The organism is Virgibacillus sp. M23 (assembly GCF_034190895.1).
Lineage (GTDB): Bacteria > Bacillota > Bacilli > Bacillales > Amphibacillaceae > Virgibacillus > Virgibacillus salarius.
Genome location: NZ_JAWDHA010000041.1, coordinates 1 through 23336, shown reverse-complemented (window position 1 = coordinate 23336; position 23336 = coordinate 1). Strand labels below are relative to the sequence as shown.

At 36.3% G+C, this 23336-nt stretch carries 32 protein-coding genes; 3 read left to right on the top strand and 29 right to left on the bottom strand.

The window, feature by feature from the left end; genetic code table 11:
• Positions 1 to 1092: a glutamate 5-kinase gene (gene proB / locus RVS70_RS14945; RefSeq protein ID WP_321133854.1), complete on the bottom strand. Its 1092-nt coding sequence runs from the start codon at positions 1090 to 1092 to the stop codon at positions 1 to 3.
• 573 nt (positions 1093 to 1665) lie between these two features.
• Complete coding sequence (locus tag RVS70_RS14940; protein WP_371414012.1) at positions 1666 to 3027, bottom strand: DHA2 family efflux MFS transporter permease subunit; 1362 nt, start codon at positions 3025 to 3027, stop codon at positions 1666 to 1668.
• A 333-nt stretch (positions 3028 to 3360) separates the two neighbouring features.
• Between RVS70_RS14940 and RVS70_RS14935 the strand changes: the two genes are divergently transcribed.
• Positions 3361 to 3837, top strand: a complete 477-nt coding sequence (locus RVS70_RS14935) for a YusW family protein (RefSeq protein ID WP_026682066.1) — start codon at positions 3361 to 3363, stop codon at positions 3835 to 3837.
• Between the two features lie 171 nt (positions 3838 to 4008).
• On the opposite strand, the gene RVS70_RS14930 is transcribed toward RVS70_RS14935, so the two are convergent.
• Positions 4009 to 4734, bottom strand: a complete 726-nt coding sequence (locus tag RVS70_RS14930) for a hypothetical protein (RefSeq protein ID WP_026682065.1) — start codon at positions 4732 to 4734, stop codon at positions 4009 to 4011.
• A gap of 141 nt (positions 4735 to 4875) precedes the next feature.
• Here RVS70_RS14930 and RVS70_RS14925 point away from each other — a divergent pair, with 141 nt between their 5' ends.
• Entirely contained in the window at positions 4876 to 5286 is a 411-nt protein-coding gene (locus tag RVS70_RS14925; protein WP_121604788.1) for a DUF6376 family protein, read from the top strand.
• Between the two features lie 98 nt (positions 5287 to 5384).
• On the opposite strand, the gene RVS70_RS14920 is transcribed toward RVS70_RS14925, so the two are convergent.
• The 3 genes from RVS70_RS14920 to RVS70_RS14910 all read right to left on the bottom strand — a co-directional run bounded on the left by RVS70_RS14920 (position 5385) and on the right by RVS70_RS14910 (position 7269).
• Complete coding sequence (locus RVS70_RS14920; RefSeq protein ID WP_121604787.1) at positions 5385 to 5576, bottom strand: hypothetical protein; 192 nt, start codon at positions 5574 to 5576, stop codon at positions 5385 to 5387.
• Positions 5577 to 5983: 407 nt separating this feature from the next.
• The gene (gene fosB / locus RVS70_RS14915; RefSeq protein ID WP_371413947.1) at positions 5984 to 6412 is read right to left on the bottom strand and encodes a metallothiol transferase FosB; all 429 of its coding nucleotides are present in this window, start codon (positions 6410 to 6412) and stop codon (positions 5984 to 5986) included.
• A 305-nt stretch (positions 6413 to 6717) separates the two neighbouring features.
• A complete protein-coding gene (locus RVS70_RS14910; RefSeq protein WP_026682062.1) occupies positions 6718 to 7269 on the bottom strand; it encodes an NADPH-dependent FMN reductase in 552 nt (183 codons plus the stop codon).
• Between the two features lie 820 nt (positions 7270 to 8089).
• Between RVS70_RS14910 and RVS70_RS14900 the strand changes: the two genes are divergently transcribed.
• A complete protein-coding gene (locus RVS70_RS14900; RefSeq protein ID WP_051388366.1) occupies positions 8090 to 9607 on the top strand; it encodes a DHA2 family efflux MFS transporter permease subunit in 1518 nt (505 codons plus the stop codon).
• 538 nt (positions 9608 to 10145) lie between these two features.
• Here the strand turns inward: RVS70_RS14900 and RVS70_RS14895 are convergent.
• The 23 genes from RVS70_RS14895 to mscL all read right to left on the bottom strand — a co-directional run bounded on the left by RVS70_RS14895 (position 10146) and on the right by mscL (position 22986).
• Positions 10146 to 10763, bottom strand: a complete 618-nt coding sequence (locus tag RVS70_RS14895; protein ID WP_321133848.1) for a hypothetical protein — start codon at positions 10761 to 10763, stop codon at positions 10146 to 10148.
• Positions 10764 to 10943: 180 nt separating this feature from the next.
• A complete protein-coding gene (locus RVS70_RS14890) occupies positions 10944 to 11405 on the bottom strand; it encodes an NUDIX hydrolase (RefSeq protein WP_026682061.1) in 462 nt (153 codons plus the stop codon).
• 106 nt (positions 11406 to 11511) lie between these two features.
• On the bottom strand, positions 11512 to 11847 hold the full coding sequence (locus RVS70_RS14885; RefSeq protein ID WP_321133847.1) for a GNAT family N-acetyltransferase: 336 nt from the start codon (positions 11845 to 11847) through the stop codon (positions 11512 to 11514).
• 16 nt (positions 11848 to 11863) lie between these two features.
• Positions 11864 to 12271 carry an NUDIX hydrolase gene (locus RVS70_RS14880; protein WP_121604784.1) on the bottom strand — a complete coding sequence of 136 codons (408 nt, stop codon included), beginning with the start codon at positions 12269 to 12271 and terminating at the stop codon, positions 11864 to 11866.
• Positions 12272 to 12443: 172 nt separating this feature from the next.
• A complete protein-coding gene (locus tag RVS70_RS14875; protein WP_308036063.1) occupies positions 12444 to 12701 on the bottom strand; it encodes a GNAT family N-acetyltransferase in 258 nt (85 codons plus the stop codon).
• The gene (locus RVS70_RS14870; protein WP_308036062.1) at positions 12664 to 12984 is read right to left on the bottom strand and encodes a GNAT family N-acetyltransferase; all 321 of its coding nucleotides are present in this window, start codon (positions 12982 to 12984) and stop codon (positions 12664 to 12666) included. The genes RVS70_RS14875 and RVS70_RS14870 overlap by 38 nt, the downstream gene beginning before the upstream one ends.
• A gap of 152 nt (positions 12985 to 13136) precedes the next feature.
• Positions 13137 to 13754 (bottom strand): zinc dependent phospholipase C family protein, encoded by a 618-nt coding sequence (locus RVS70_RS14865; RefSeq protein ID WP_026682058.1) that lies wholly within the window; start codon positions 13752 to 13754, stop codon positions 13137 to 13139.
• 91 nt (positions 13755 to 13845) lie between these two features.
• Positions 13846 to 14262: a VOC family protein gene (locus RVS70_RS14860; RefSeq protein ID WP_121604783.1), complete on the bottom strand. Its 417-nt coding sequence runs from the start codon at positions 14260 to 14262 to the stop codon at positions 13846 to 13848.
• Complete coding sequence (locus RVS70_RS14855) at positions 14262 to 14966, bottom strand: aspartate/glutamate racemase family protein (protein WP_121604782.1); 705 nt, start codon at positions 14964 to 14966, stop codon at positions 14262 to 14264. Before RVS70_RS14855 ends, RVS70_RS14860 begins: the two co-directional genes overlap by 1 nt.
• Positions 14967 to 14999: 33 nt before the next feature.
• A complete protein-coding gene (locus tag RVS70_RS14850) occupies positions 15000 to 15458 on the bottom strand; it encodes a GNAT family N-acetyltransferase (RefSeq protein WP_121604781.1) in 459 nt (152 codons plus the stop codon).
• 44 nt (positions 15459 to 15502) lie between these two features.
• Positions 15503 to 15907 (bottom strand): VOC family protein, encoded by a 405-nt coding sequence (locus RVS70_RS14845; RefSeq protein WP_026682054.1) that lies wholly within the window; start codon positions 15905 to 15907, stop codon positions 15503 to 15505.
• Between the two features lie 26 nt (positions 15908 to 15933).
• Complete coding sequence (locus tag RVS70_RS14840) at positions 15934 to 16431, bottom strand: GNAT family N-acetyltransferase (protein WP_321133840.1); 498 nt, start codon at positions 16429 to 16431, stop codon at positions 15934 to 15936.
• A gap of 43 nt (positions 16432 to 16474) precedes the next feature.
• On the bottom strand, positions 16475 to 17122 hold the full coding sequence (locus RVS70_RS14835; protein ID WP_034679329.1) for a VC0807 family protein: 648 nt from the start codon (positions 17120 to 17122) through the stop codon (positions 16475 to 16477).
• A 228-nt stretch (positions 17123 to 17350) separates the two neighbouring features.
• Positions 17351 to 17842, bottom strand: coding sequence for a GNAT family N-acetyltransferase (locus RVS70_RS14830; protein ID WP_166529792.1), 492 nt, complete (start codon positions 17840 to 17842; stop codon positions 17351 to 17353).
• Between the two features lie 266 nt (positions 17843 to 18108).
• The gene (locus tag RVS70_RS14825; protein WP_026682051.1) at positions 18109 to 18477 is read right to left on the bottom strand and encodes a DUF1992 domain-containing protein; all 369 of its coding nucleotides are present in this window, start codon (positions 18475 to 18477) and stop codon (positions 18109 to 18111) included.
• 152 nt (positions 18478 to 18629) lie between these two features.
• Positions 18630 to 19301 carry an SIMPL domain-containing protein gene (locus tag RVS70_RS14820; protein WP_026682050.1) on the bottom strand — a complete coding sequence of 224 codons (672 nt, stop codon included), beginning with the start codon at positions 19299 to 19301 and terminating at the stop codon, positions 18630 to 18632.
• Positions 19302 to 19392: 91 nt separating this feature from the next.
• A complete protein-coding gene (locus tag RVS70_RS14815; RefSeq protein WP_152525436.1) occupies positions 19393 to 19686 on the bottom strand; it encodes a hypothetical protein in 294 nt (97 codons plus the stop codon).
• Complete coding sequence (locus tag RVS70_RS14810) at positions 19658 to 20110, bottom strand: NERD domain-containing protein (protein WP_026682049.1); 453 nt, start codon at positions 20108 to 20110, stop codon at positions 19658 to 19660. The genes RVS70_RS14815 and RVS70_RS14810 overlap by 29 nt, the downstream gene beginning before the upstream one ends.
• 96 nt (positions 20111 to 20206) lie before the next feature.
• Positions 20207 to 20764 carry an SLOG family protein gene (locus RVS70_RS14805; protein WP_026682048.1) on the bottom strand — a complete coding sequence of 186 codons (558 nt, stop codon included), beginning with the start codon at positions 20762 to 20764 and terminating at the stop codon, positions 20207 to 20209.
• 266 nt (positions 20765 to 21030) lie between these two features.
• A complete protein-coding gene (locus RVS70_RS14800; protein WP_121604778.1) occupies positions 21031 to 21417 on the bottom strand; it encodes a spore coat protein in 387 nt (128 codons plus the stop codon).
• A gap of 201 nt (positions 21418 to 21618) precedes the next feature.
• Positions 21619 to 21969, bottom strand: a complete 351-nt coding sequence (locus tag RVS70_RS14795; protein WP_026682046.1) for a DUF4260 domain-containing protein — start codon at positions 21967 to 21969, stop codon at positions 21619 to 21621.
• A 67-nt stretch (positions 21970 to 22036) separates the two neighbouring features.
• On the bottom strand, positions 22037 to 22588 hold the full coding sequence (locus RVS70_RS14790; RefSeq protein ID WP_034679333.1) for a DUF4269 domain-containing protein: 552 nt from the start codon (positions 22586 to 22588) through the stop codon (positions 22037 to 22039).
• Between the two features lie 8 nt (positions 22589 to 22596).
• Positions 22597 to 22986: a large conductance mechanosensitive channel protein MscL gene (gene mscL / locus RVS70_RS14785; protein WP_026682044.1), complete on the bottom strand. Its 390-nt coding sequence runs from the start codon at positions 22984 to 22986 to the stop codon at positions 22597 to 22599.
• Positions 22987 to 23336 lie beyond the last annotated feature (350 nt).

Here is a 23336-nt window from a genome sequence, read left to right as displayed (position 1 = left end):
TTACTTTAACCGCACCCAGCGGTCACGATGAATGACTCTTGAAGATTGGAAGCTTTGCTTTAGACTTCTAGCTTCGATTTCTTTTACAATTACTTCCTCGGAGCAGCTTACTTCACCTTTTCCAATCAAACCATTATGTCCATATACCTCTACAACATCCCCCTTATCAAAATGTCCTTTTACACTATTTATGCCTGCTGATAACAGGCTAGCACCATGATATAAGATTGCCTCTTCTGCTCCTATATCTACATAAATTTCCCCCATAGATTCAGAGTGCAAAGCAATCCATTGTCTATTTGTAGTAATGGTTTCTTTTGATCGATTTCGAACATATGTACCATCACCATTCCCATTTAAAATTTCCAGTAATTTATTTTCTCCTTTTCCTGTTCCAATGAATACACTTACTCCTAAAGATAATGCCATTTTTGCGGCTTCCAATTTGGACTTCATTCCACCAGTACCAACCGTTGAGCGTGTATGATCAACTGCAGCAATCATTTCTGGAGTAATTGTTTCTAAATAATCATATTTTGTTGCGTTTGATTGATGACGGGGATTGCCATTATATATGCCATTAATATCTGTAAGCATAATCAATTCGTCAGCATGAACTATTCCGCTAACCAAAGCAGAAAGCATATCGTTATCCCCAAAAGTCAATTCATTAACGGACACCGTATCATTTTCATTAATTATTGGAACGACACGCCGCTCTATAAGCTCCATGATGGTATTAAAGGCATTTTTATATCTGCTTCTGTTCGTAAAATCATCGCGTGTTAATAAAAGTTGTGCAGCTTTTAAATCATGTTCTGCGAACTTTTCCATATATGTTTGAATAAGTAAACCTTGACCTACTGCAGCTGATGCCTGCTTTCCTTTCAAGGTAACTGGACGAGAGCCGTACCCAATTTTAGAAAATCCTGCAGCAACAGCTCCTGAAGAAACGAGAATAACATCATGATTATGCTGGCGCAGCGCTGCTATCGCTTGAACGTGTTCCGTTAACTTCGCCACATCCATTTCCCCCTGCGCATTCGTTAATGAACTACTCCCAATTTTAACTACAATTCTCTTTTTACTCATTTTCATATACCTCATTTCTTAAGCCCAATCACCTGACGTTTAATTCTTAATCATCAGACTTTTAAAGTTAAAAAATAGCTAGCATCTCCATTTATAAAGTAAAACTTCAATCCCTCGGAGGTTTTTTCATCTCCCACGGATGGTTAGTACCACAAGGGTATGATCTAAAGACCTTTGAACCAATCGGACAATTACTGGCAGGCGATCCCCCACTTATCTGAATTGATTTCCCTTTTTGCTTGAAGTGGGAGTCTTACCCCACTTATATGTAGGATAAAAAAGCCCTATTCGCCCTATGAATAAGGACGAAAGAGCCTTTTCTTCCGCGGTACCACCTAAATTGGATGAATAACATCCCGCTTATTGCTTTAACGCCATACAAAGCGCCTACTTCAAGTAGGACTCAGAAGGCACGTTCTGTAACTAAAGAGTATGTGAGCTTCCAGCAAATACCTCACTTCTCTGGCACTCATTCGATTACATACTATTCCTTCTTTTCCGTTCACATATGTTTTTTAATATTATGGATAGAAATGTTACTAATGTCAACTGTTTTTGCAAAATCACTACCGATTATCTACGAATGTGTACAGAATCAGGCTGTGAACGCTTGATAAAGAAAGAGAGGATTAATGCAATAATCGCAAACACGCCTGCAACAATAAACGAAACATTTACTCCATGAATCATTCCATTTATACCTTCATCAGGTACTGCACTGTTTGTCATAACCGTAACCAATAGAGCAGTACCAATTGCCCCAGCCACTTGTCGCATCGTATTATTCATAGCTGTTCCGTGCGGAATTAATTTTACGGAAAGCTGATTTAAACCAGCAGTCGTAACCGGCATCATTACCATCGCAATACCAAACATCCGAATTGCATTAATTGTAGCAAGGTAAGTAAATGTCGTATCTGTTGATAAATCGGTGAACATAAAAGTAGTAACTGTTACGATCGTTAATCCGATGATCGCTAACCAACGTGCACCAAACTTATCAAATAATCTACCTGTAATTGGATTCATAATTCCCATTACAACAGCGCCTGGCAATAGCATTAATCCTGATTCCAATGCAGTAAACCCAAGCATATTCTGCGCCAATAATGGTAAGACCACTGCAGCCCCAATCATAGCCATAAACGCAACCATCCCTAAGACTGTTGTAAGTGTAAAAATGCTATTTTTAAATACACGAAATTCAAGAATTGGTTGTTCTAATTTCATTTGTCTCCAAATAAACAGCGTAAGTGCAATTGCACCTATAACTAAGGAGAGAATTACTTGCAAACTTCCCCAACCGCTATTTCCAGCAGTACTAAATCCGTACAATAGTCCTCCAAAACCTAAGGTTGAAAGGATAATCGATAATATATCCAATTTGGGGAATGTACGATTTGTAATATTTTTTAATATGAAATAAGCAACAATAATATCGACAATAATAATTGGCAATATAACGAAAAAAAGACTTCTCCACGGAAAATGTTCAACAAGCCATCCAGATAATGTTGGTCCTATCGCTGGTGCAAATGCAATAACTAAACCAAACATTCCCATTGCCGACCCACGTTTTTCAATCGGAAAAATAAGGAATAAAATGGTTTGCATAAGCGGCATAATAATACCAGCAGCTGCTGCTTGTGCTACACGTCCAGCCATTAACACAGCGAAATTCGGTGCTAATGCACAAATAATTGTCCCTATCGCAAAAATCGTTAATGCTGATAAAAATAGTCCTCTCGTTGTAAATCGTTCAATAAGAAATGCAGTAATCGGAATCATAATTCCATTGACGAGCATAAAAATAGATTGCAGCCATTGCGCTGTATTTGCATCCAATTGCAAATCAATCATAATATGCGGCAGGGCTGTAGCTAATAATGTCTGATTTAAAATGGCAACAAAAGCACCGGATATCAGTACGATCATTAGCGGTACCTTATTTACAGAAGTTGGACTATTTACTTCTGAAATGTTGTTATCCACCATAAAACTTCCTTCTTTCTTTTATAATCTGATATCTTATGGACTCCTCAGCAATCGCTTTTTATTCAACTTTTTTGCTTGTATTATAACTCCATAAGCAGACTTCAATTTTTAGTCATAGATATCATCTTACCATAATCGAATACCAACACAAACTAAAAAGTTTCAATAGCTGTCATAGGATAGATAAATAAAAAATGACATATTTTTGGTTTGAAATCCATCACAAAGGGTTAAAATGATAACTAGCATCTTATGTAGAATGGAGCGATACATATGCAGAAAAAACTAGCTATGGTTAGAGTTATAGCATTACTAGCCTTAATCGTATTATTCAATGTAATAACTGCTTGCGGAGCAGATGATACGCAACAAGAAACCGAACAAAAACCGGCTGATATGCAGCAAGATAAGAATAACGGTGAGACTACCTCCGTATCCGAGGCGCCTTACAGCTTTATAGAATTTGATTTAGAAGCTGACTTTGAAAATATAAAAGACGCTGTTGAAGTGGAATACGAATTTGTACCTGACCGGGTCGAAGCGAGTTATAACGATAAAAATCAAGGAATAAGACTTTCTAACGATGAGGCGCTACATGAGTTAGATGATCACTTCGCTCAATTTGACTTTGATGAGAATAGTTCAAAAGAGGAAGTATTAGCAGCGGTTCGAAAAGCTTTTAACATTCCAGAAGATGCCTTACTGGATTTAGACATTACGTTTGCAACTGGTACAGAAAAAGAATATTAAATAACGACTTACTCTAATTAAAACAATTAATCGAATTTAAAGCAAAAGGTTAAGTTTGACTGTCATTTTGTAAGGATTGCTGGATTCCCACCTTATCACATCATAATTATAACTTAAAAAGAACAAGCGATGGAGACCCTCTAATCTCTATCGCTTGTTCTTTTTACATAGCTAATAAAGTTTATGGTGAGGATGAACATGTAACTTACCATTCTGAAATGGATATAAGTTTAGCTCTTTTGCCTCTGTAGAATGGTTAACGATGATCTCTTCCATTAGTTCATCTGCGCTTTTATTGGTTGTAAGTATGCCTAATTTTTCAGCAGTATGGTATAATTTTGCCTCATGAATAGCTTGGATTAAGCCACGAATATCCTCGTCTTCTGTCTCAATTCCAAACTTTTCAGCTTCTTTTGTTACCTTTGTTTTGATAATTTCTTTCTGAAGCTCTTGAATATCCTTTCCCTCGGCACTTATGCCTAATTTTTCTGCCTTTTTCTTAATCATTGTTTCATGGACTTCTTTTGCTAGCTGATCTGGTTCCTTTCCTTGTACATCTAAACCTAGTTCCTTCGCTTTTTTTATTACTTTAGCATGATGGACTTCCTTTTTTAACTCGTTTATATTCTTACCTTCTGTTGCAATCCCTAATTCCTTAGCAGTATTGGTTATACTGGTCTGAACAACTTGCTTTTTAATCTTTTCTATGGATTTCCCTTCTACTTCAATACCTAACTCTTTTGCTTTTTGTAACAGTAAAGCTTTATAAACATCTTTATGCTGCTTTATATCATTTGTCTCCGTTACTCGCATATCAAGAAATTCAGCAGAGACAGCATTCCCTCCAATACTAACCAAACAAACAAGCACTGCTAGGAAATACATTATTTTTTTCATTTTTAACACCCTTTCTAGTTGCTCTCAAGCAAATAGTTTCCCCATTAGTTAGAAAAACATTTATACATATATGCTTGAAACTTAAACAGGCATTTCAACGTAAATTAATTAAAGACACAATTGTACTGAAAGGAGAAGCAAATGAAAAAAAGCTTCCTATTACTTATTACTGTTACATTAGTATTCCTTAGTGGATGTTCGTTGTTAGAAGAAACGACTCATTCATTGAATTATGCAAATGAAGCAAGTGATTATATCAATACACTAAGCAACTTTGCTGAGGAAACCTCTTCACTTGAAGGGCAAGCACTATTATCTCATCTAGAATCTTTAAAAGGTACCATAGAAGATTTTACGACAATTGATCCACCTACCATTGCCACAGATATTCATCAAGAATTAGAAAACAAAAGCCAAGTACTGTTAGATACAACAAATAATATCATCGACAGTGGCGAGACAGCAGTGGAACAATTAAAACAATCGGATTTATATCAAACCATAGAAAATATCACCGATCTTAAAAATCAAATTGAAGCTCTTGACCAATAGATAGTAACGCCAGAACTTCGCTATACTAAGAAAAACGGAGCAAAATTCGCTCAGTCCTTATCACTACATGCTCAGATTTACGCTTCCTCTAGTAGCTATTATGGAATCACTCCGGCTGCCCACTTCCCTTTCCGTGGGGTTTGTCCTTCAGCTAACTTTTTTAGCAAAACCCGCTCAAAAAAGTGGATCTTCAGGTCAAACATTTCCCACAGGAGTTGAAGTGGCTGACCTTCGCTATTATCAGGCTCTACAACGCTAGCATGAAGTAACACAGCTGCTTTTATACTCACGGATAGCGATTTTCACTTTATCCATTGTAAAAAAGTCAACTATTACTTATGACAAGAATTGTTGCACCTTCTCATAGCGGAGACTAATTACGTAGACTCCTGCGGGATTAGCGGCGAGCCGAAAATCCACTTTGCAACGTGTTCTTCTTTGCAAAGTTAGTTGAGGCCGTGTCCGCGGAAAGCGAAGTAATTAGTCGGAGCATTGCCAATATACATCAAACATTTCAAAATAACTACTTCGCTTAACGCAGTCATTGCACTGATTTTATACTTTCTTAGCTTATAAAAAAAGCTAGGAGCTGATCTAACGTTTAAAGGTTAGCTCCTAATATATACACCCCTGTCCAAAGTTACGCTTTTAACTTCTCATAAGTCAAAACTTAGTATTCCCCTCACAACGCCTCTTGTCAATCAAAGAATTCCATATACTGCTTTTCATCCCTATAATAGTCTAATCGATCCGCAAGCGTACCTGTATGGAATTCAAACTTATGACCATCTGGATCAGTAAAATAAATGGATTGTTGATCACGTATATCTCTTTTTCTTCCATTTAGAATAGTTACACCTAGGCTCTTTAATCTTTGATAAACACTTAAAAAATCCTTTTCCTCAATAGAAAAAGCGATATGTGTATAGGAATGATGAATTTCCGTACGAGGAATTCCTATTTCTTCATTTAGAGCCAGCCATAGACCGTTTAAATCAAAATATGCTGTACGCTTCCCCCTCACTAGAAGCTTTGCTTGAAAGACCTGTTCATAAAAGCTAATAGACCTACCTAAATCCGATACTGAAAAAAGCAAATGATTAATACCATTAATTGTCAACGTCATCCCTCTCTTTCAACGCATGTTTAAGCAAATTCGCACCTCACCAAACAAACTATACATTCGTCCACTCCTGTTGTCTCCTATCATGACAGAGTGTCAACCAGCTTAAGAGGAGGCTAATACGTTTAATTAATTATCTCATTTATATGAATTCAATGCTTGCCTCATTTTTGGAGGAGGTAAATGTCAGTATTTTTCCTAAGGAAAAGCGCAAGCGCCCGATTAGAAATTTTATACTTTCTTATCTTTTTTAAAAAAACTTGCTTTCAAGAGTATTCTCTTGAAAGCAAGTTTCAAATAGTAAGTAATTAGCTAAAAACTTTTGTTTTTTCTGTCCAATCCACAAAGTTGTCTATAACAGAATCCACGAACTCAATTGTAGGTTCATCGGTAAGATTACCTTGCTCGTCCATTTTATTTTGGATTGATCCTATGAACACTTCGTTTCCAGGTAATGTAAGTGCTCCAATACCAGGTGCATTTAAAATCTGACGAAGCTGCATTTGTGCTCGAATCGTTCCCATTGCGCCCATAGAAGCTCCTACAATCATAACAGGCTTCTTCACCATTACTTGGTCTACACGAGAAAACCAGTCCAAAGCATTCTTTAACATGCCAGAAATCGAACCATTATATTCTGGTGTAGCGATAAGAATACCATCACTTAGCAGAATTTTATCTTTAATCTCTTTTACAATTGTAGGCGGGTTAAATTCCTCGTCCTGATTATAGAAAGGAAGTTGATCAATTGGCAAAATTTCAATTTCAACTTTATTCGTATACCTTTTTTGTAAAAAGCGAGTTAGCTTCATGTTGTATGAGTCTTGGCGATTACTACCAACCATTGCAACAATTTTCATATCGTATTCCTCCTGTAGTTTTGAGTTAATTGCACTATTCATTGTTATCAAAAATAAGCGGAAACATCAAGAAATCTGTTTCTAAACCTCAAAATGTCAATACCCTAATAACAAATTGCACCTTTTTTAGCAATTTTTCAGGAGACCTTTACCAGCTAATGTCCTTAGGTGGTTTTTAGGAGTGCACCATGTTTACATTGTTTAAGAATCATAAATTAAGATTTTACTTGCTAGGAGGTAGGGTCTCCAGGTTAGGCGACGTATTAACATGGATAGCCTTTTTATTTCTTGCTCATGGTATGACCCATACAACCTGCATGGAAATTGTTCGGATTATGATGAAATACAGTTGTCCCACGCCCATCCTTTTATAACCACCTTCACTTACTTTTAATCGTGACTTGACTTTTTTGTTTTTCTTTTATTCATGTATTTTCTTATTACCGGATAAATAATTGGTCCATATTTAATTAATTTTCGAATTAGCTTTTTCATTATATTCCTCCATTTTTTGTTCTACATCTTATATTTCCTTTTTTATTGAATTATTAAACAAAGTTAGTTTTTTTCATTTATTTATTTTAGAACGTCGAAATCCACATAGACGAAACATCATTTTATAATCGAAGTACAATTATTAAAACACCATTAAACACTGACATGATACTATTTTAAAATAGTTGAAAATAAACATATTGATTTTATTGTACTGTAGGTATAAAATGAGTAAGTATTAAATCAACCACCATTTATTATCATTGAAGAAAGAAGGAATGAAGAATTGGAAACACATTCTCCTGAACAAAAACCACCCTATGGGATGATTGCCATATTATTTGTTGGTGCATTCGTTGCCATATTAAATGAAACATTGTTAAATATAGCCTTACCTTCCATTATGACAGAGTTTGATGTGAGTCCGTCGGCAGTACAATGGCTGTCTACCGGATATATGCTAGTAAATGGCATTCTCATACCAGCTAGTGCGTTCTTTATTCAACGCTTTACCAACAAAAATCTGTTTATCACTGCAATGTTTCTATTTACAGCTGGTACATTCTTAGCAAGTTTAGCACCGTCTTTCGGAGTACTACTTGTAGCAAGAATGATTCAAGCCTCTGGTTCAGCTGTTATGATGCCACTATTAATGAATGTGATGTTAACAGCGTTTCCTGTTGAAAAACGCGGAACAGCCATGGGTACCTTTGGACTTGTTATGATTGTCGCGCCTGCCATTGGCCCAACATTATCTGGCTGGGTAATTGAACATTACAGCTGGAGAACTTTATTTTATATTGTTTTACCGATCGCAGTATTTACACTCGTATATGCCATTTTTAAATTGAAAAATATTACGCCACAACGTGATATTAAACTTGACGTCCTATCTATTATTCTATCAAGTTTAGGTTTTGGAGGACTATTGTACGGATTCAGTACAGCTGGAGAAAATGGCTGGGATGATCCTCTTGTGTATGGAACGATTATTGTGGGGGTAATTTCTGTTACCGGTTTGATCATGCGTCAGCTTCGTATGGATGATCCAATGCTCGAATTCCGGATTTTTAAATACCCAATGTTTGCATTATCCTCTGCTATTTCCATCGTGCTTGCAATAGCGATGTTCTCAGCTATGATTTTAATGCCTATTTATGTACAAACGATAAGAGGTATTTCCCCATTCGAATCTGGACTGCTCATGCTCCCAGGTGCTTTGGTGATGGGGGTAATGTCGCCAATAACAGGGCGTTTATTTGATAAATATGGACCAAAGCTATTGGCTATTTTTGGTTTATTCATTACGATTAGCACAACGTATTTCTTTAGTAAATTGAATATGGAAACAGCTTATGGAACAATTATGCTCCTTTACACCCTTCGCATGTTCGGAATGTCCATGGTGATGATGCCAGTAATGACAAATGGATTAAACCAGTTACCAATGAAGGATAACCCACATGGAACTGCTATGAACAATACGTTACAGCAAGTATCTGGAGCAATCGGTTCTGCATTACTTATTACCGTTATGAACAACCGAACAGAAACAAAGGCAGCAGAATTAGGAAAAGAAGCAATGGCAAACATCGATCCAAGTACTATGGCTTCAGAACAAGCGATGGCTGAAATGCAGGCGCAAATTGCAAATAATGCCATGTTAAACGGAATTAACTTTACATTCCTCATTTCTACAATCATCGCTGCAGGAGCGTTAATTTTAGCGCTCTTTATGAAACGGGTCGATACCAGTCAAAATCAAAAAGAACAACAAGAAATGATGATGAAACGGACAGCAAATCATGATAATCATCCAGATACTGCCACAAACGAATCCTAAAAACTGTTGTGAATACCAATCTTAGCTTGTAGAGAAACGCTTTGTTTCTTTACAAGCTTTCTTTATGTTCTACTAGGAAGTAAACCACATGCTCTCCACAGGAAAAGTCCGACTTTTCGAGGTCACTTCATCCCGTCACTTTAGGGCATTACCAGTATTACTTCCATATCAAAAAAGGCTCTCCTTCACCGAACGAACCTGAAATAGATAAAGGAATCGTTGATATTCTGATAGACCTTTGTTATTAAAGCCTGTACGCAAGTTACAATGACGAAGCACGTACGGTTCTGATGAATTATTACTAGCAGTACTAAAGTGACACTTCAATCAGTGGAAGTTTTGTTTATCCTCCAATGATGTTTAGTACCACAGGGGTATGACCTAAAGCCTCTGAACCAATCGGTCATTTACTAGCAGTAGATCCCACACTTACCAATATTGGTTTTACTTTTTGCTTAAAGTGGGGTCTTACTGCCAGTTATATGTGGGATAAACACTTCATTAAATAGGTTACTTAACTCATTTCCCTTTTCATAAATTATTGTAGTTCTAACGAAATGATAAAAACTTGTTCATAGTTTGTTGCTCGCTTTAGGTCTGCTTCTGATTCAATATGATTCATAGTCGCCATTTCACCTTTACTTGTTCTTACGATAGAACCAATAACTTGTTTATCGTTTAGTTGAATAGGAGTAGGTTCAACAATCCCCCCAACTCCAGTACTTTGTCCTACCTCTTCTTTTCCAACCAGATCTCGCTCGTTTTCATTACTAACGACAGCTGTTTTGGTAAGAAAGGCTGTTATCCACTTTTCCTTATCCTCCATTTGTTGATTTAAAACTACTAAACGAATACTTTCCTCCAAATCTTCAGCTGAAAAGGAAATGGATATGTTTGATACGGTGTCTTTATATTGACCATACTCATAATAATCAATGGTAGCAATTGCAGCTTCTACTTGATCCGTAGCATGTTGAATATCATATATCAATAACTGGTCACCTATTAACTGGTTTAATTTCTGTTCGTATTCTGTCAGTTCTCCTCGTTTAATCATTATACGCCTTTCATCACTTAAACAAGCTGAAAGCAAGACGATCATAATTAGCAATGGAAAAATTAACCTTTTCATCGTTACTCCCCATTTATACTTCAAAGGAAATCACCCTAATCTTTTTTAACATGCTAATCACATCTGTTTATGTATAAAGTGAAGCTTCAATCAGTTTATCCCCCACCGATTTATGACCTAAAGCCTCTGAACCAATCGGTCATTTACTAGCAGTAGATCCCACACTTACCAATATTGGTTTTACTTTTTGCTTAAAGTGGGGTCTTATTGCCAGTTATATGTACTGATAAATTCATCCAAAATTGCTTGATGACTCTTTACAAGAATAGTAGGTAAATTACTTGCGTTAAAAAATTGCAAAGATATCGATTCCTTTTCATCCATCTGCAAGTTGCCGTAAAAGCTCTTTGTATAATAAGCGACGGTGACGACATAAAATTCATCACCATTTTCTGCTCTAATAAAATGTTCCTTTCCAGAATAGACATTTAATAAAGCTAGACTATCTATTTGTAAACCTGTTTCTTCAAAAACTTCTCTACAGGCAACTTCTTCCGTGGATTCACCTAATTCCATTAATCCACCCGGAATCCCCCATGAACCATTAGGGAATTTGCGTTGTTGTAGCAATATTCTATTTTCTTCATCTAAAATGATAGCAACAGCTCCAACAAATATTAGCGGTCGATGCCCTACTAATTCTCTTAACGTTTCAATGTATCCCACTATCCGTCTCTCCTTTTGGCCATTTATCCTTCTTCCCAAGTTTTTCTAAATCCATAGAACGGGCAGTAGTGATGTTTTTCATAGTACGTATAGGAACTACTGCTTGCTAATAGATCAACCCTTGTTTTCGGATACATCTGGCGTACATAATCCAGAACTGTCTTCCTAAACCTATACCGCGATAGTCTTTAGCGATAAGCAGTTCACAAATATATAATGTAACATTTTCATCCGTCAAACCTCTTACATAGCCTATAATCCTTTCTTCATCTTCTAAAACATAACGGACATTGGAATGATCCCAGGCTGCTCTCGTTGTTCCTTCATTCTGCACTAGGTTATTCCAATCCTCTTCTTGATTTAAGAGCTGAATAGAAGAAAAATCATTTTTTCGATACATACGTATTGCTATCGTTTTTTGTTCAGTTAGCTGAATCTTCATTTCATTCTCCCTTGAATCATACATGTAGTTCATTACACTTTTCTATTAATAATTCCGCCATTTCCTTCGGTTTTACATCTATATTCATTAACTGAGGAATATCAATCCATACTGGATGATAAGTGCCTCTACCAGTTGTTTTATTACAAAATTCTTCTCCCATTCCGGTGCCAAACCTTCCAGAAACAATGCGAGCCAGAAAGAAATACTGATCACCATGGTATGAAAGAATGCCCAGACAGCTGGTAATCGAAACTACAACACCTAGTTCTTCTAAAGCTTCTCTTTTCGCAGCCTCTTCTGGAGTTTCATTCACTTCAATTCCTCCACCAGGAAAAACATAATACTCCAGTTTGTCTACCCTTCTCCTTATCAGGACTACTTGATTATTTTCAAGCAATACGACTGAACCGCGATTTCTCACAACCTCTCATCGCCTTTCTTGAGAAATTAACATGATGCATATATCAACGTATTAATCATCATAACAAAGGAGCATGTCAATCAGCTAACCTCCATATTATTAGGACTTTGATTATTAGCTACTTTCTTCGGCCTTCAACAAAAAGCAATCTATAACCATATGTATTCCGCGATTATTCGTTATTCTTATTAAATTCAAGCAGCCAACAATCGCGATACGCTCCTTCATGAAATTCGAAATTCAATAGCTTTCTTATTTTTTTAAAACCAGCTTTTTCATAGCACCTCAATGCTCTAATATTCGTAACTTTCGGATCCATTATAACCTTATTTGCTCCTTTTTCTTTTAATAAATGTTGCACCATTGTTGTTACTAGGAGTGTACCTATCCCTTTATTCCAACAATCTACCTCGCCTATGAACTGATCCATACCAAACATTACCTTTTGACATATACTCCGTCAGTGCACTCGTCTGTTCATTAATTGGGTAAATCTGAATATACCCAATCGGCGAATCTTTGTAGATTACAATGGAACGATCTATTTCTGGATTGTGATCATAAAAATCTGCATTTACCATGTCCAAGCTATAAGGTTTATCTCGCCCTTCGTAGAATTCTAATATTTTTGGATCTGTCAGCCATTTTTTTATTAAAACTTTGTCTTTAGCTTTTAAGGAACGAACACCTAACTTTCCTTTGCTCCAATTCACACGATCACCCGCTTATTAAGGTTCCAAAAAACATGCTCTGAATCAACACCAGTAAAAATGCTCCATTTAAAATCGCCTCACATAGCGTTAGTTTTTAATTTTCACAACCTTCCTCCTCCCATTCATTTTACGAAGTGCCCTCACCACTTTCCTCAGCAGGGATATGACATAAATAGCTCTTGTATCTTCATTTTTCCCTTTTCAACAGAAGTTTCAATATACCCAATGATTTGCTCAAATGTAAATACTTTCAATATTATGTCCGATCGCTTGTGGGCAGATTGAAAATCTTCCTTTACCATTCTCAGTAATGCACGAAGTTCATTTTTACTTACCTCTACAATCGAACCCGTTTCTAAGCCATATTCTAATTCATCTATAATTTGAGTCGAAACATTATAATGTTGAATTAGCATCCCATTAAGCAGACGAAAATCCTGATGATACCTTTCAAATAACTGTTTGTTTACTTCCATTCTATTTTTCAACCATGCGAAATAAAATCCATGTAACCATAGATCATCTGCTATAAGATGAGAATAATATCCCTTAATATAATCAGAAGTATCCTCTTTATATGTTTGATAAAAATCGTTCCATGCTATGACTCTCGAAAAATCTTCAATATTACCTTGATAATAATGTGATTGATCCTTAGGATGTTTTGCATCTGCAGCAATCCCTCCTAATAAAAAGGCATGCTTGTTTCGTAACGATAGTTGCTTAGCGATTTCATTTGCAATAATTAAGTGCATCATTCGTGAACCCACATCATCACTCCTAATTCTACAGTTAGGCACTACAGATGTTTTACAATCTAATTCAGAACAGGGTATAACTGGTGAATCTTAATAATTGTTTTTATTTCTGATGGTGTAATGCCCTAAATGTTGGGCTTAACTCACTCCATACATCAAATTTGTTTCCATTTGGATCATAAAACACAAAATTTCTTCCAGCATGTCCCCGATCTTCTATTTTGCCCACGTTAATATCTCTGCCTTTAAAATCTTGATGCAAGTTCGCTAACGCTTCTACACCATTCACTTCAAAGGTAACGGAAAAACATTCGTTCCCATAACTATCTGTAAAGTTAGCTGATTCACCTAATGGTGATTTAACAAGAAAAAAACTTTGATCAGCAAATTGTAGAATTGCTTTATCATTATCTTTATAATTCACTTTAGCTCCTAAGTGTTCTGCATACCACGTTGCTGATTCTTCCACGTCTTTAACAGGCAGATAGGTGGTCCCTACACGAGATAATTTCCCCTTCACTATGCTTCTTCCCCCTTAGTTAATGCTTTATTAACTGCTGCTATTGCATGTATTTTTGCTGTATCAAACAACGGAACTTGCGCATCATCTTGACCGATGAGCAAGCCAATTTCTGTACATCCTAATATAATCCCTTCAGCTCCTTGGTCAATCATCCCTTGTATAACTTCTTTATAATAGGTTCTAGAAGCATCTTTAATTTCTCCTAAACACAATTCATTAAAAATAATGGCATTGACCCGCTCTCTTTCATCCGGCTTCGGGATAATAACTTGAATTCCTTGTTCACGTAAACGAGATATATAGAAATTTTGTTCCATCGTATAATTCGTTCCTAATAATCCTACTTTATTGCAATTACGTTGTTTGATTTGCTCTGCTGTTGAGTTAGCAATATGTAAGATTGGTATATGAGTAGTTGCTTCAATGGCTGGTACTACCTTATGCATCGTATTCGTACAAATAATTAGGAAGTCGGCTCCTGCTTTTTCTAAAGCATGTGCACTTTTACTTAGTATCTCTCCCGCCTTCTCCCAATCACCAGTAGCTTGGCAACTCTCAATTTCTTGGAAGTCCACACTATACAACAAGCATTTTGCAGAATGTAATTCACCCAAGCGCTTATTTACTTCTTCATTAATGATGCGATAATACAATGCTGTAGATTCCCAACTCATGCCACCAATTAATCCAATAGTTTTCATAACTGCCTCCTTAATCATATAAACTAGTTCAATCTAATTATTTAATCGCAATGAAAGTCGAAGCATATCTCTACAAACAATTCCATTTTCAATAATTTCAGTAGGATAATGTTTTGTGAAGAAATCTTGCTCGATACCTGTAATACGAAAACCACATTTCTGATACAGGGCAAGCTGCCCTATACTGGAATTACCTGTTCCTACTTCGATACCATGAAAACCGTTTAGTTGCGCTGTTTCAATGGCATGTAAGACCAATTTTTTACCAAGTCCTTTCCCTTGAAATCGTTCATCAATAGCAATATTCATCAGTTCTGCCGTATCCATACGCTTCGCCATCAGGACATACACTCCAATTACCTCTCCTGCTTCTTCGGCAATAAAACATTTCCCCTTGATAAGATAAGCTTCAATTAATTCTTCGGACGGATCTGCTAGTAATAGCAAATGTCTCGGTGCCTGTTTCTTATCTCTTAGCTCTGTTATTTTCATTCGTTTTCTCCATTCTCATTATTCTATTTTTGAAGGGACTATTCCTAAATACCATTTGTATTCATCAATACAACTCTCCATCCATCCGGATCTTCAATAGTGATACCTTTCTCTTTCCAATAACCATTCTCTGGATCTACTTCGTAGCACCCCATATCCTGTAGCCGTTTAACTATAGAAATAATTTCCTTTTGGACGGGAATATAAAAGACTAGTAAATTATCTTTGGTGGGTGCAGGACAAGGACTACCATCCACATGTTTTGTGAATTCAAGTTGGTACGTAATCTCTGGAAGACCTAATATGACACCTGTATACCCACGATGACCAGTAAATTCGGTAATTCGCTTTAATCCTATACCTTTTTCATAAAACTCGATAACTTCATCAAATTTATCCGTTGGTCTAGCTATTCTTATTTGTGCTGCAAAAAAATCATGAAATTCCATTTATTTATGCACTCCTTGTTTTGTTGTTATAATTGATGCCATCCATATACATATTCTGTAAGTTTCTTCTCAGCGATCATAATCTCTTTTGCATCTATTCGCTTGGCGCCCATTGTTTCATAAAAATAGCGTGCATTATTATCAGCTAACACTAATACAAGCATAGACCGGAAGCCATCTCTCCTCAATTGTTGTGTGACAGAACGAAATAAACGTCTACCGATACCTATTCCTTGATAGTTCTTTAATAAATAAATCGCATACAGCTCCCCTTGATAACCAGGGTAGTCATTCGTTCGTTCTTGACCACCAACTGCAAAACCTACAATATTTCCAGCATGATCTTCCGCTATAAACACGGTCTGATTTCTAAGATTATCGTTCCAAAGATTAGATCGCCTCTCATAAGTCTGCTTTTGTATATAAGCATCCGGAATAATTCCTTTATAAGTGGATTTCCAGCTTTCCACATGTACGTAGGCTATTTTAGCTGCATCCGCCATAATTGCCTTTCTTATTTTCATCGTATCACCTTTTTATGTATTACTTGGAATTAGCTTTCATACGTTAAAACACTTCACGTTCCCTATTTTTCGATAATCTACTTGTCTCATTTGCTTGAAGCATCTTTGAAATATAAATAAAGCCAATAACGCATATGGCTGTAATTCCCCAGCTAAGAACATTCCGTATAATCAGACCTTTATCAAAGGCATCTACACCATAAACCGAAATAAGCTTAATTTTTATAAAAGCCAAGATAATTTCTCTTGCTGCAAAACCCAGTGTAATCAGATTGAACACGAGAAAATATTTCCGCTCATTAAAAATCGCCTTCATTTTTTGCCTACTGTATCCCTGCAATTCCACAAAATCTAATGTAAACAATAGAAAGAGTGGCCTTTTTATTAATATAGTAAATAGGAAAAAAACTGCCATCGCAAAGGCATAGTAGACATTATTCCAAAGCATCTGCAATGCCGATCCTGCCAGCACATTTACTAAAGTACTTGCTATAAGTGTCAGAATCATAAAGGCACCAAATATATTAACCTGTTTAACTCTAAAAAAGCGAATAAACGAATAAATAATTCCTGGAATCGTCGATATTAGCATCGCTGTGTAATCTCCGATTGTATCTCTCATAAAATTCCAAATAAATAATGGAAATACTAGATAGCAAATGACATCCCAGATCACAATATTTTTTTGCATAAGGTACGCTCCCATTTTTTCCAATTAGCTAAACTTAAATACTTCCAGAAAACATAGTGCTCTCAGCCACAGGATTGCATGGTATAGCTTCCCATTATATCCAATAAACTTATTAACAAGCATATATGTACCATAGTCCAACTACTATTTTTCGCATATATCTACCTATCAAACTTTCCTTATTGCCTGTTAAATACTGTATCTATTCCTAATTTACTAGATTGTTAGCTATTTACCCAGCTTCAACATCATTCGAATGGTTTGTAGCTCGTGTCCGTCAAAATTCTCCGTGAATTCCTCGATAACCTCGAACCCTTTGGATTGATAAAATCGCTTTCCAATGTCATTATCCTTTTCGACATTAATATATATTTCTCTTGCCCCTCGTAAATAGTCAATTCCATGAGTTAATAGAGCAGTTCCGAGTCCAATGCCTTGGTATGCTGGCAACAAATATATAGCTCCAAGTTCTACTTTCCCTGAATCAAATACAGGCGAAAAATTTGCAAACCCTACGATCATTTTATCAAAATCAACAACAAAAAGATTTGAAAAATCCATTCGACGCCTCATCATCTCATCACTGTAGGCAGAATTTAAAAAGTTATCCTGAATAGGTAACGGAATAATACCATCATACGTGGCATGCCAGCTTTCTTTAGCAACAGCTTGGACAGAAGCAATATCTCGTTCTTCTAGTTGGCGGATTACATAATTCATCATTACGCTCCTTTCTATTATATAAAAAGCATTAATGAAAATGCTTGCTATTTTTTCTGTCAATGCGTCTATATTGTCCTGTTTATACTTCTATTCTCATCTGTTTTTCAAGTCAGCCATTTTCAAACAACATATAACTAAATCTGTAAATTTAGTGAGATAAGCATATCATCTAATATAATTAAATTCATTATATTATGAATTCGATAATACTACAAAAAAAGATGCAGGATTATATACTATCCTCCATCTTTTATCAGTATTGCTTATTCTATAACTTTGTTTCGTTGCAAGGATGGTGGGCAAGCAAAATTGTATGCTTTAATTTTTTTGTTTACCGTTTTAATTTTTCTTTTTCTTTCTTCACCTTCTAAAGCGCTAATTTCTTCCTTTAGCGTGTCAATCTCATTTGCTAATTCAACCCACTTCGGAAGTACATGATTATCCTTCATGGTTTTGTATAACTGTTTTTCACTTGGATTCATGTAATCCTTTCCCAGCTTTAAAGGTTTTCCTTTGCCCGGTAAATGATCAAACTGACCATCCTTTTCCGCCTTCCTAATCATTTCACCAATAGGATCAGCATACTTCGGCTTCTCTTTTAGTTCATTTTTTTCATCATGATCTTGATCCATACGTTCACCACCAATCGCTTTTTTACGATGATGTTCCAATAAATAGCTTATGCATTTGTATTCGACAAATTCACCAAAGTACCTGCCTTATCTGAAATATTCATAAAGTTGTCACAGTATATGTACCTAGATAGACTGGAAAAAGCGTAGTCTTAATATTGATAAATAAGTTCAACTGCAGCTTCTATCTCTATTTGACCTGGTTCTATCGGTGTAGCGAAGCTCTCCGCTGTTGTAGCAAACGTTTTATAAGCAACTGGTGGTGATTCTGTCTGTTCAATAATTTTAACAGGGATTTGATCTAGATTAAGCTGCAACGAGTCGGCAATGGTTCGTGCTTTTCTTCCACCGTCCTCAAGGGCAAAACGAAGCGCCTCCTCATAAAATGCCTGAGGATGATCTGTAGTAAATACAATATTGGATACCCGATTAACTCCCTGCTGCACAGCGGTATCAATTACAATTCCAATCTGATTTAAATCCTTTATGATGACTCGTATCGCATTGCTAACCTGATAGCCTCGGTCAATTTGTTTTCCATCTTCATAATCATACTTCGGGGAAATTGTATACGAAGCAGTTTGAATATCTTCTTGTGAAATTCCTAGGTTTAATAAAGATTGAATCACTTGATTCATCGTTTGCGCATTTTCCTGTTGTGCTTGGCTCAGCGATTGATTTTCCGTCACAACAGCCAATTGAATTGAAACGACATTTGGTTCAACCGAGACCTTTCCATTTCCATACACCGTTAGTCTTCGCCTTGACTCTGTAGCTTCAGGAGTGGGCTGCTGTCTGACATAAGGGTTGTAAGAGTATTGCATCTGCACTCTCCTTTCTCCATTTATATCATTCTATGCTTTGTATAAGTAAATGATTAACTATTTTCATGCTTGGCTTTTATATTTGTGAACTTCAGCGAACCTGCAACAGATTCGAATATTCTAATCTATACCTCCTTCCACTTGTTGCTCCAATTGAGTCAAGATTTGCTTTTTGTAATATTCGTTTTGTAACATGGGAAGTCGGTAGTTGGAGAAATTCTCTCGCTTGTCGATTGTTAATATATGGATTAATTAATAAAGCATAATCGGCAAGTGCTTGTTTATGGGCCTCATTTGACTGCGAATGACAATTAGAGCAATACCACTTGCCATAATAGAAAGTCATTTTATTCCGTTCACAGCTTGGGCATAGGACACCTTTCATTCATCAGCATGTACTCCATACATCTGCATAGCATCGATCTCTTCGGGAGTATAAACTGGAAGGATAGATACAGCAAATCGGTCTCTGTAAAGCACTTTTTAGAATAGCGTGCTTGAAGTTTATCGATTCTCTCTATTAATCTCTCCTTATGGATAACTATTTTTGTAATTGCTGATTTATTGGTTAAATTCTTTAAAATTGTATTAGCGTTGCTATAAACAACAAGCTTCTCTAAAGGAATTGATGGGAGGTTAAATTGCCGGAGCCAGCGAAGTAGACAAAGATGCTGCAGGTTGATCTGATCGATTGGATTTCTAAGAACCTGTTCCATGTCATCGGTAACTCGAATTACTTGTCCGCTATCATTAAAAATGACAGGCTCCTTTATGTTCTTAACTTCTTTCATTACTAAAAAACGATTCAAGAGGAGTGAACTACTCCCACCACTTACCACCCTTACGGGTTGCTTGAAGTGTATTTGTAACTTCGACGACTTAGTTGTGAACTTCAGCGACTTTGCTTAATTCTGCCAATAATCAGGATCAGACATCCGCATTTCTTCAACTACATCATCTAAGTCAGCAGGTGTTATGGTAAAAATTGAATTTTCATCTATTGCTTGCTTTGCTGCTTCATAAAAGAAACGAGTGCTTCCTGGATATTCCTCATCCATTAAAATAAGACAGGCATCACTTTTGTCAGCTAACCACATATTTTTCGCTTTAAATTGAAACGAACCTTTATAATCTCCTTGGTAAATAGGCTTGTAAAAATCAGCTGTAGCCACTAATGCTTGATATTTTTCTTGAAGTGACTCTGGCCAGCGTGTTTCTTGATTTTCAAAAGGCGGAAAGATACCTAGTTTTATATCATAATCCTCTTGTAAATCTAACACGATTTCTGCTGTCCATATTTCCACTCCCATTTGCCCTGATAGGAGTATCCATTCTAGTCCCTCTTCTATGAGTGGGACAATTCGCTTTACAATAGCAGCCTTTATATATGTGATTCGCGGATCATCTTCTTTAAATATGTTTATTTCCATTGGTTTATATCCTGTGACTGCTAAAATTTTCATCTATATGCCTCCTTGCTATTAGAACAAAAACGCAAGCATCCGATTAGAAACGTAGCAACTAGAGCCAATCAACGGAGATAAAGGAATCACGGGGTGCTTGCGAGTCGATGATGACTTAGATTAGGTCAATTCGTGAAGTCGACTCGTTTCTGGGCGCTGGAGCTAGACGCAGCTCCAGCGCCCATATTTATCCACATGGGCTAATTTTATATTTTCCTAGACTATAATAAAAAGCTGACACTTATTATGCCAGCCTTTTATCTAAGTTAACACCATTTATGTGGTTTTTGCCACTGTTTTGGCTTGTGGCAACCATGCCCCATGCCCATACCTGGTGCCATTGCACCTGCTACTTGATTTCCATTTCCATATCCATTGCCGTACCCTGGATCCATCGCTCCTGCTACTTGGTCTCCTGGAGCAGGAACATTAAATGAACCACCATAAACATCTACACTGCCTTGTGTATTTTGTACAGATGTTGAATGTGGAAATACATGTTTATTAATGGTTGTATGATGATTCTTTACGGTTGTATGGGACGGATGAATGTGTTCTACTACATTTTCACTACATTGTTTTACACAGTTATACTTCGTTGGATGAACAACTTGTTTCGGCGGGCAACCACACCCGTGATGATGATGCCTCATGAGAACTCCCCTTTCCTGTAATAGGTTCACTAATAACCTATGGCAAGTAACCAGAGTTTGTATAAGACAATCACCTATAATCACACAAAATTATTCGTTCCTCTGTCTAATTATAAACTAACGACCTCTATACATATGTCAGTAAATACCATTCGAAAAAGCCCTTTAGCAAAAAGAACAAGTTCCTGCAATGATGGCGTGTCAAACTCGCTGCAAATGAGTGTCTTTAAATGCTGTTGGATATTTAAGACCGTAACCGATCATTCGATCCATTCCAATATGTGCGATCCAAATAAGAGCTATCATGATAAGGAATGAATACAAAAAGAGAAAACCAATAACGACTAAGAGCACTGGTAATATATAAGAATGAAAAATATTATACAGCGTAGCACCCGATTTCGTATTTTTCATATATCCAACCATCGAAATATCAGGTACCAATAAAAAAATGGCAAAAACAAACCAACTGAAATCGTACATTGCATAGAAAAAGATACTAATCATTAAAACAGCAGCCCCTTCAAGATGCATCCATGCTTTTGGATTCATAGTCTTCTCCTTCCAGTATATTTTACTTGTAAATACGAGAAAACGAGAGAAAGGTTCCCTTGCTTCATTAAATTATCCGTATCCTTTTTCCATAATGAATTAATTGCTCAAATGGATTTCCGTCTAAACCTAGTAACTCACAAAATGCTTCCTCCGTATTAAAACCGTTCTCTTTCAATACTTTAACTAATGGCTTTAAGCTAGGGAAGGACTGTAACAAATAATCCTCGATAATCAGGTGTAGATATGCATATTGCTGATGAACAGGCTGCGCTTGACCGAACAATTCAAATTCAAAATCTTGATATAAAAAATTCGCCTTCACAACAGCGTGGTTTCTAATTTTCTTCCTTTTTATAGAAAATGCGTCAAACCCACCGTATAATGATCTTATTTTTTCCGCAAATGCAGATAAGTCTTGCGCTTCTACGATTATATCTAAATCCGATGCTTCAGTATGTATCCCTAATGGAAAAGTGCCACAAAGAAATGGCGTATACTGTTGTAAATCCTCCATTATATTTATATTTTCTATGGCTTTGAAGGCGCATTTCTGCGTCCAATCTCCAAATTTCAAACGGTCTAAGGAATGTTTACTTCTGCTTATAGGCTTATGCATTAACTTCACTACTTCCCCTTATTCTGTTCCTTCAATAAATCCCTTATTTCCTTCAATAATTCTTCTTGCGGATCTACTTTAGGTGCTTCTTCAACCACCTTTTCTTCTTTTTTACGCTTAAATTTCATAAGTAATCGAATAATAAAGAAAATAGATAGTGAAACGATGAAGAAATCGATTATCGATTGTATAAATGTTCCATATAGTATCTCTGCATCTCCTACAGTATACTTCCAGTTGGTCAAATCCACCCCATTCATTAAAACCCCTATTAATGGCGTAATAATATTATCTACAAGTGAGGAAACGATCGCACTAAAAGCGGCTCCAATAACAACAGCAACTGCCAAATCGATAACATTTCCTTTAAAAGCAAATTCTTTAAAGTCTTTCCACATATGCAACAACTCCTTTCAGGATATATCCTAAATAATAGCAAATACTTCTAAGAATGTGAATGAACAAAAAATACGAACTTGAGACAATATGACCTTTATCATTATCGAATTTCCCCTATATGGTGCAAACTCGGAATAGCTGGAAGTATTACTTAAAATCTCGAGTGGAGAAAGTCTTGTTATCGTGACATTGTTTGTTAAGAAAAACTGAGCAAAATTCGCTCAGTCCTTATCACTAAATGCTCAGATTTACGCTTCCTCTAGGGGCTGGGACATAACTAGCCCTTATGAAGTTAAAAAAGATTCCAGTTATCAAAAAATGATAGCTGGAATCTTTTTTGTTATAATTT

Coding starts and splice junctions, on each gene's coding strand:
- proB (WP_321133854.1), bottom strand. CDS start 1,092: ATGAGTAAAAAGAGAATTGTAGTTAAAATTGGGAGTAGTTCATTAACG.
- RVS70_RS14940 (WP_371414012.1), bottom strand. CDS start 3,027: ATGATCGTACTGATATCCGGTGCTTTTGTTGCCATTTTAAATCAGACA.
- RVS70_RS14935 (WP_026682066.1), top strand. CDS start 3,361: ATGCAGAAAAAACTAGCTATGGTTAGAGTTATAGCATTACTAGCCTTA.
- RVS70_RS14930 (WP_026682065.1), bottom strand. CDS start 4,734: ATGAAAAAAATAATGTATTTCCTAGCAGTGCTTGTTTGTTTGGTTAGT.
- RVS70_RS14925 (WP_121604788.1), top strand. CDS start 4,876: ATGAAAAAAAGCTTCCTATTACTTATTACTGTTACATTAGTATTCCTT.
- fosB (WP_371413947.1), bottom strand. CDS start 6,412: ATGACGTTGACAATTAATGGTATTAATCATTTGCTTTTTTCAGTATCG.
- RVS70_RS14910 (WP_026682062.1), bottom strand. CDS start 7,269: ATGAAAATTGTTGCAATGGTTGGTAGTAATCGCCAAGACTCATACAAC.
- RVS70_RS14900 (WP_051388366.1), top strand. CDS start 8,090: ATGATTGCCATATTATTTGTTGGTGCATTCGTTGCCATATTAAATGAA.
- RVS70_RS14885 (WP_321133847.1), bottom strand. CDS start 11,847: ATGAAGATTCAGCTAACTGAACAAAAAACGATAGCAATACGTATGTAT.
- RVS70_RS14875 (WP_308036063.1), bottom strand. CDS start 12,701: ATGGATCAGTTCATAGGCGAGGTAGATTGTTGGAATAAAGGGATAGGT.
- RVS70_RS14855 (WP_121604782.1), bottom strand. CDS start 14,966: ATGAAAACTATTGGATTAATTGGTGGCATGAGTTGGGAATCTACAGCA.
- RVS70_RS14850 (WP_121604781.1), bottom strand. CDS start 15,458: ATGAAAATAACAGAGCTAAGAGATAAGAAACAGGCACCGAGACATTTG.
- RVS70_RS14845 (WP_026682054.1), bottom strand. CDS start 15,907: ATGGAATTTCATGATTTTTTTGCAGCACAAATAAGAATAGCTAGACCA.
- RVS70_RS14840 (WP_321133840.1), bottom strand. CDS start 16,431: ATGAAAATAAGAAAGGCAATTATGGCGGATGCAGCTAAAATAGCCTAC.
- RVS70_RS14835 (WP_034679329.1), bottom strand. CDS start 17,122: ATGCAAAAAAATATTGTGATCTGGGATGTCATTTGCTATCTAGTATTT.
- RVS70_RS14830 (WP_166529792.1), bottom strand. CDS start 17,842: ATGAATTATGTAATCCGCCAACTAGAAGAACGAGATATTGCTTCTGTC.
- RVS70_RS14825 (WP_026682051.1), bottom strand. CDS start 18,477: ATGGATCAAGATCATGATGAAAAAAATGAACTAAAAGAGAAGCCGAAG.
- RVS70_RS14820 (WP_026682050.1), bottom strand. CDS start 19,301: ATGCAATACTCTTACAACCCTTATGTCAGACAGCAGCCCACTCCTGAA.
- RVS70_RS14815 (WP_152525436.1), bottom strand. CDS start 19,686: ATGAAAGGTGTCCTATGCCCAAGCTGTGAACGGAATAAAATGACTTTC.
- RVS70_RS14805 (WP_026682048.1), bottom strand. CDS start 20,764: ATGAAAATTTTAGCAGTCACAGGATATAAACCAATGGAAATAAACATA.
- RVS70_RS14800 (WP_121604778.1), bottom strand. CDS start 21,417: ATGAGGCATCATCATCACGGGTGTGGTTGCCCGCCGAAACAAGTTGTT.
- RVS70_RS14795 (WP_026682046.1), bottom strand. CDS start 21,969: ATGAATCCAAAAGCATGGATGCATCTTGAAGGGGCTGCTGTTTTAATG.
- RVS70_RS14790 (WP_034679333.1), bottom strand. CDS start 22,588: ATGCATAAGCCTATAAGCAGAAGTAAACATTCCTTAGACCGTTTGAAA.
- mscL (WP_026682044.1), bottom strand. CDS start 22,986: ATGTGGAAAGACTTTAAAGAATTTGCTTTTAAAGGAAATGTTATCGAT.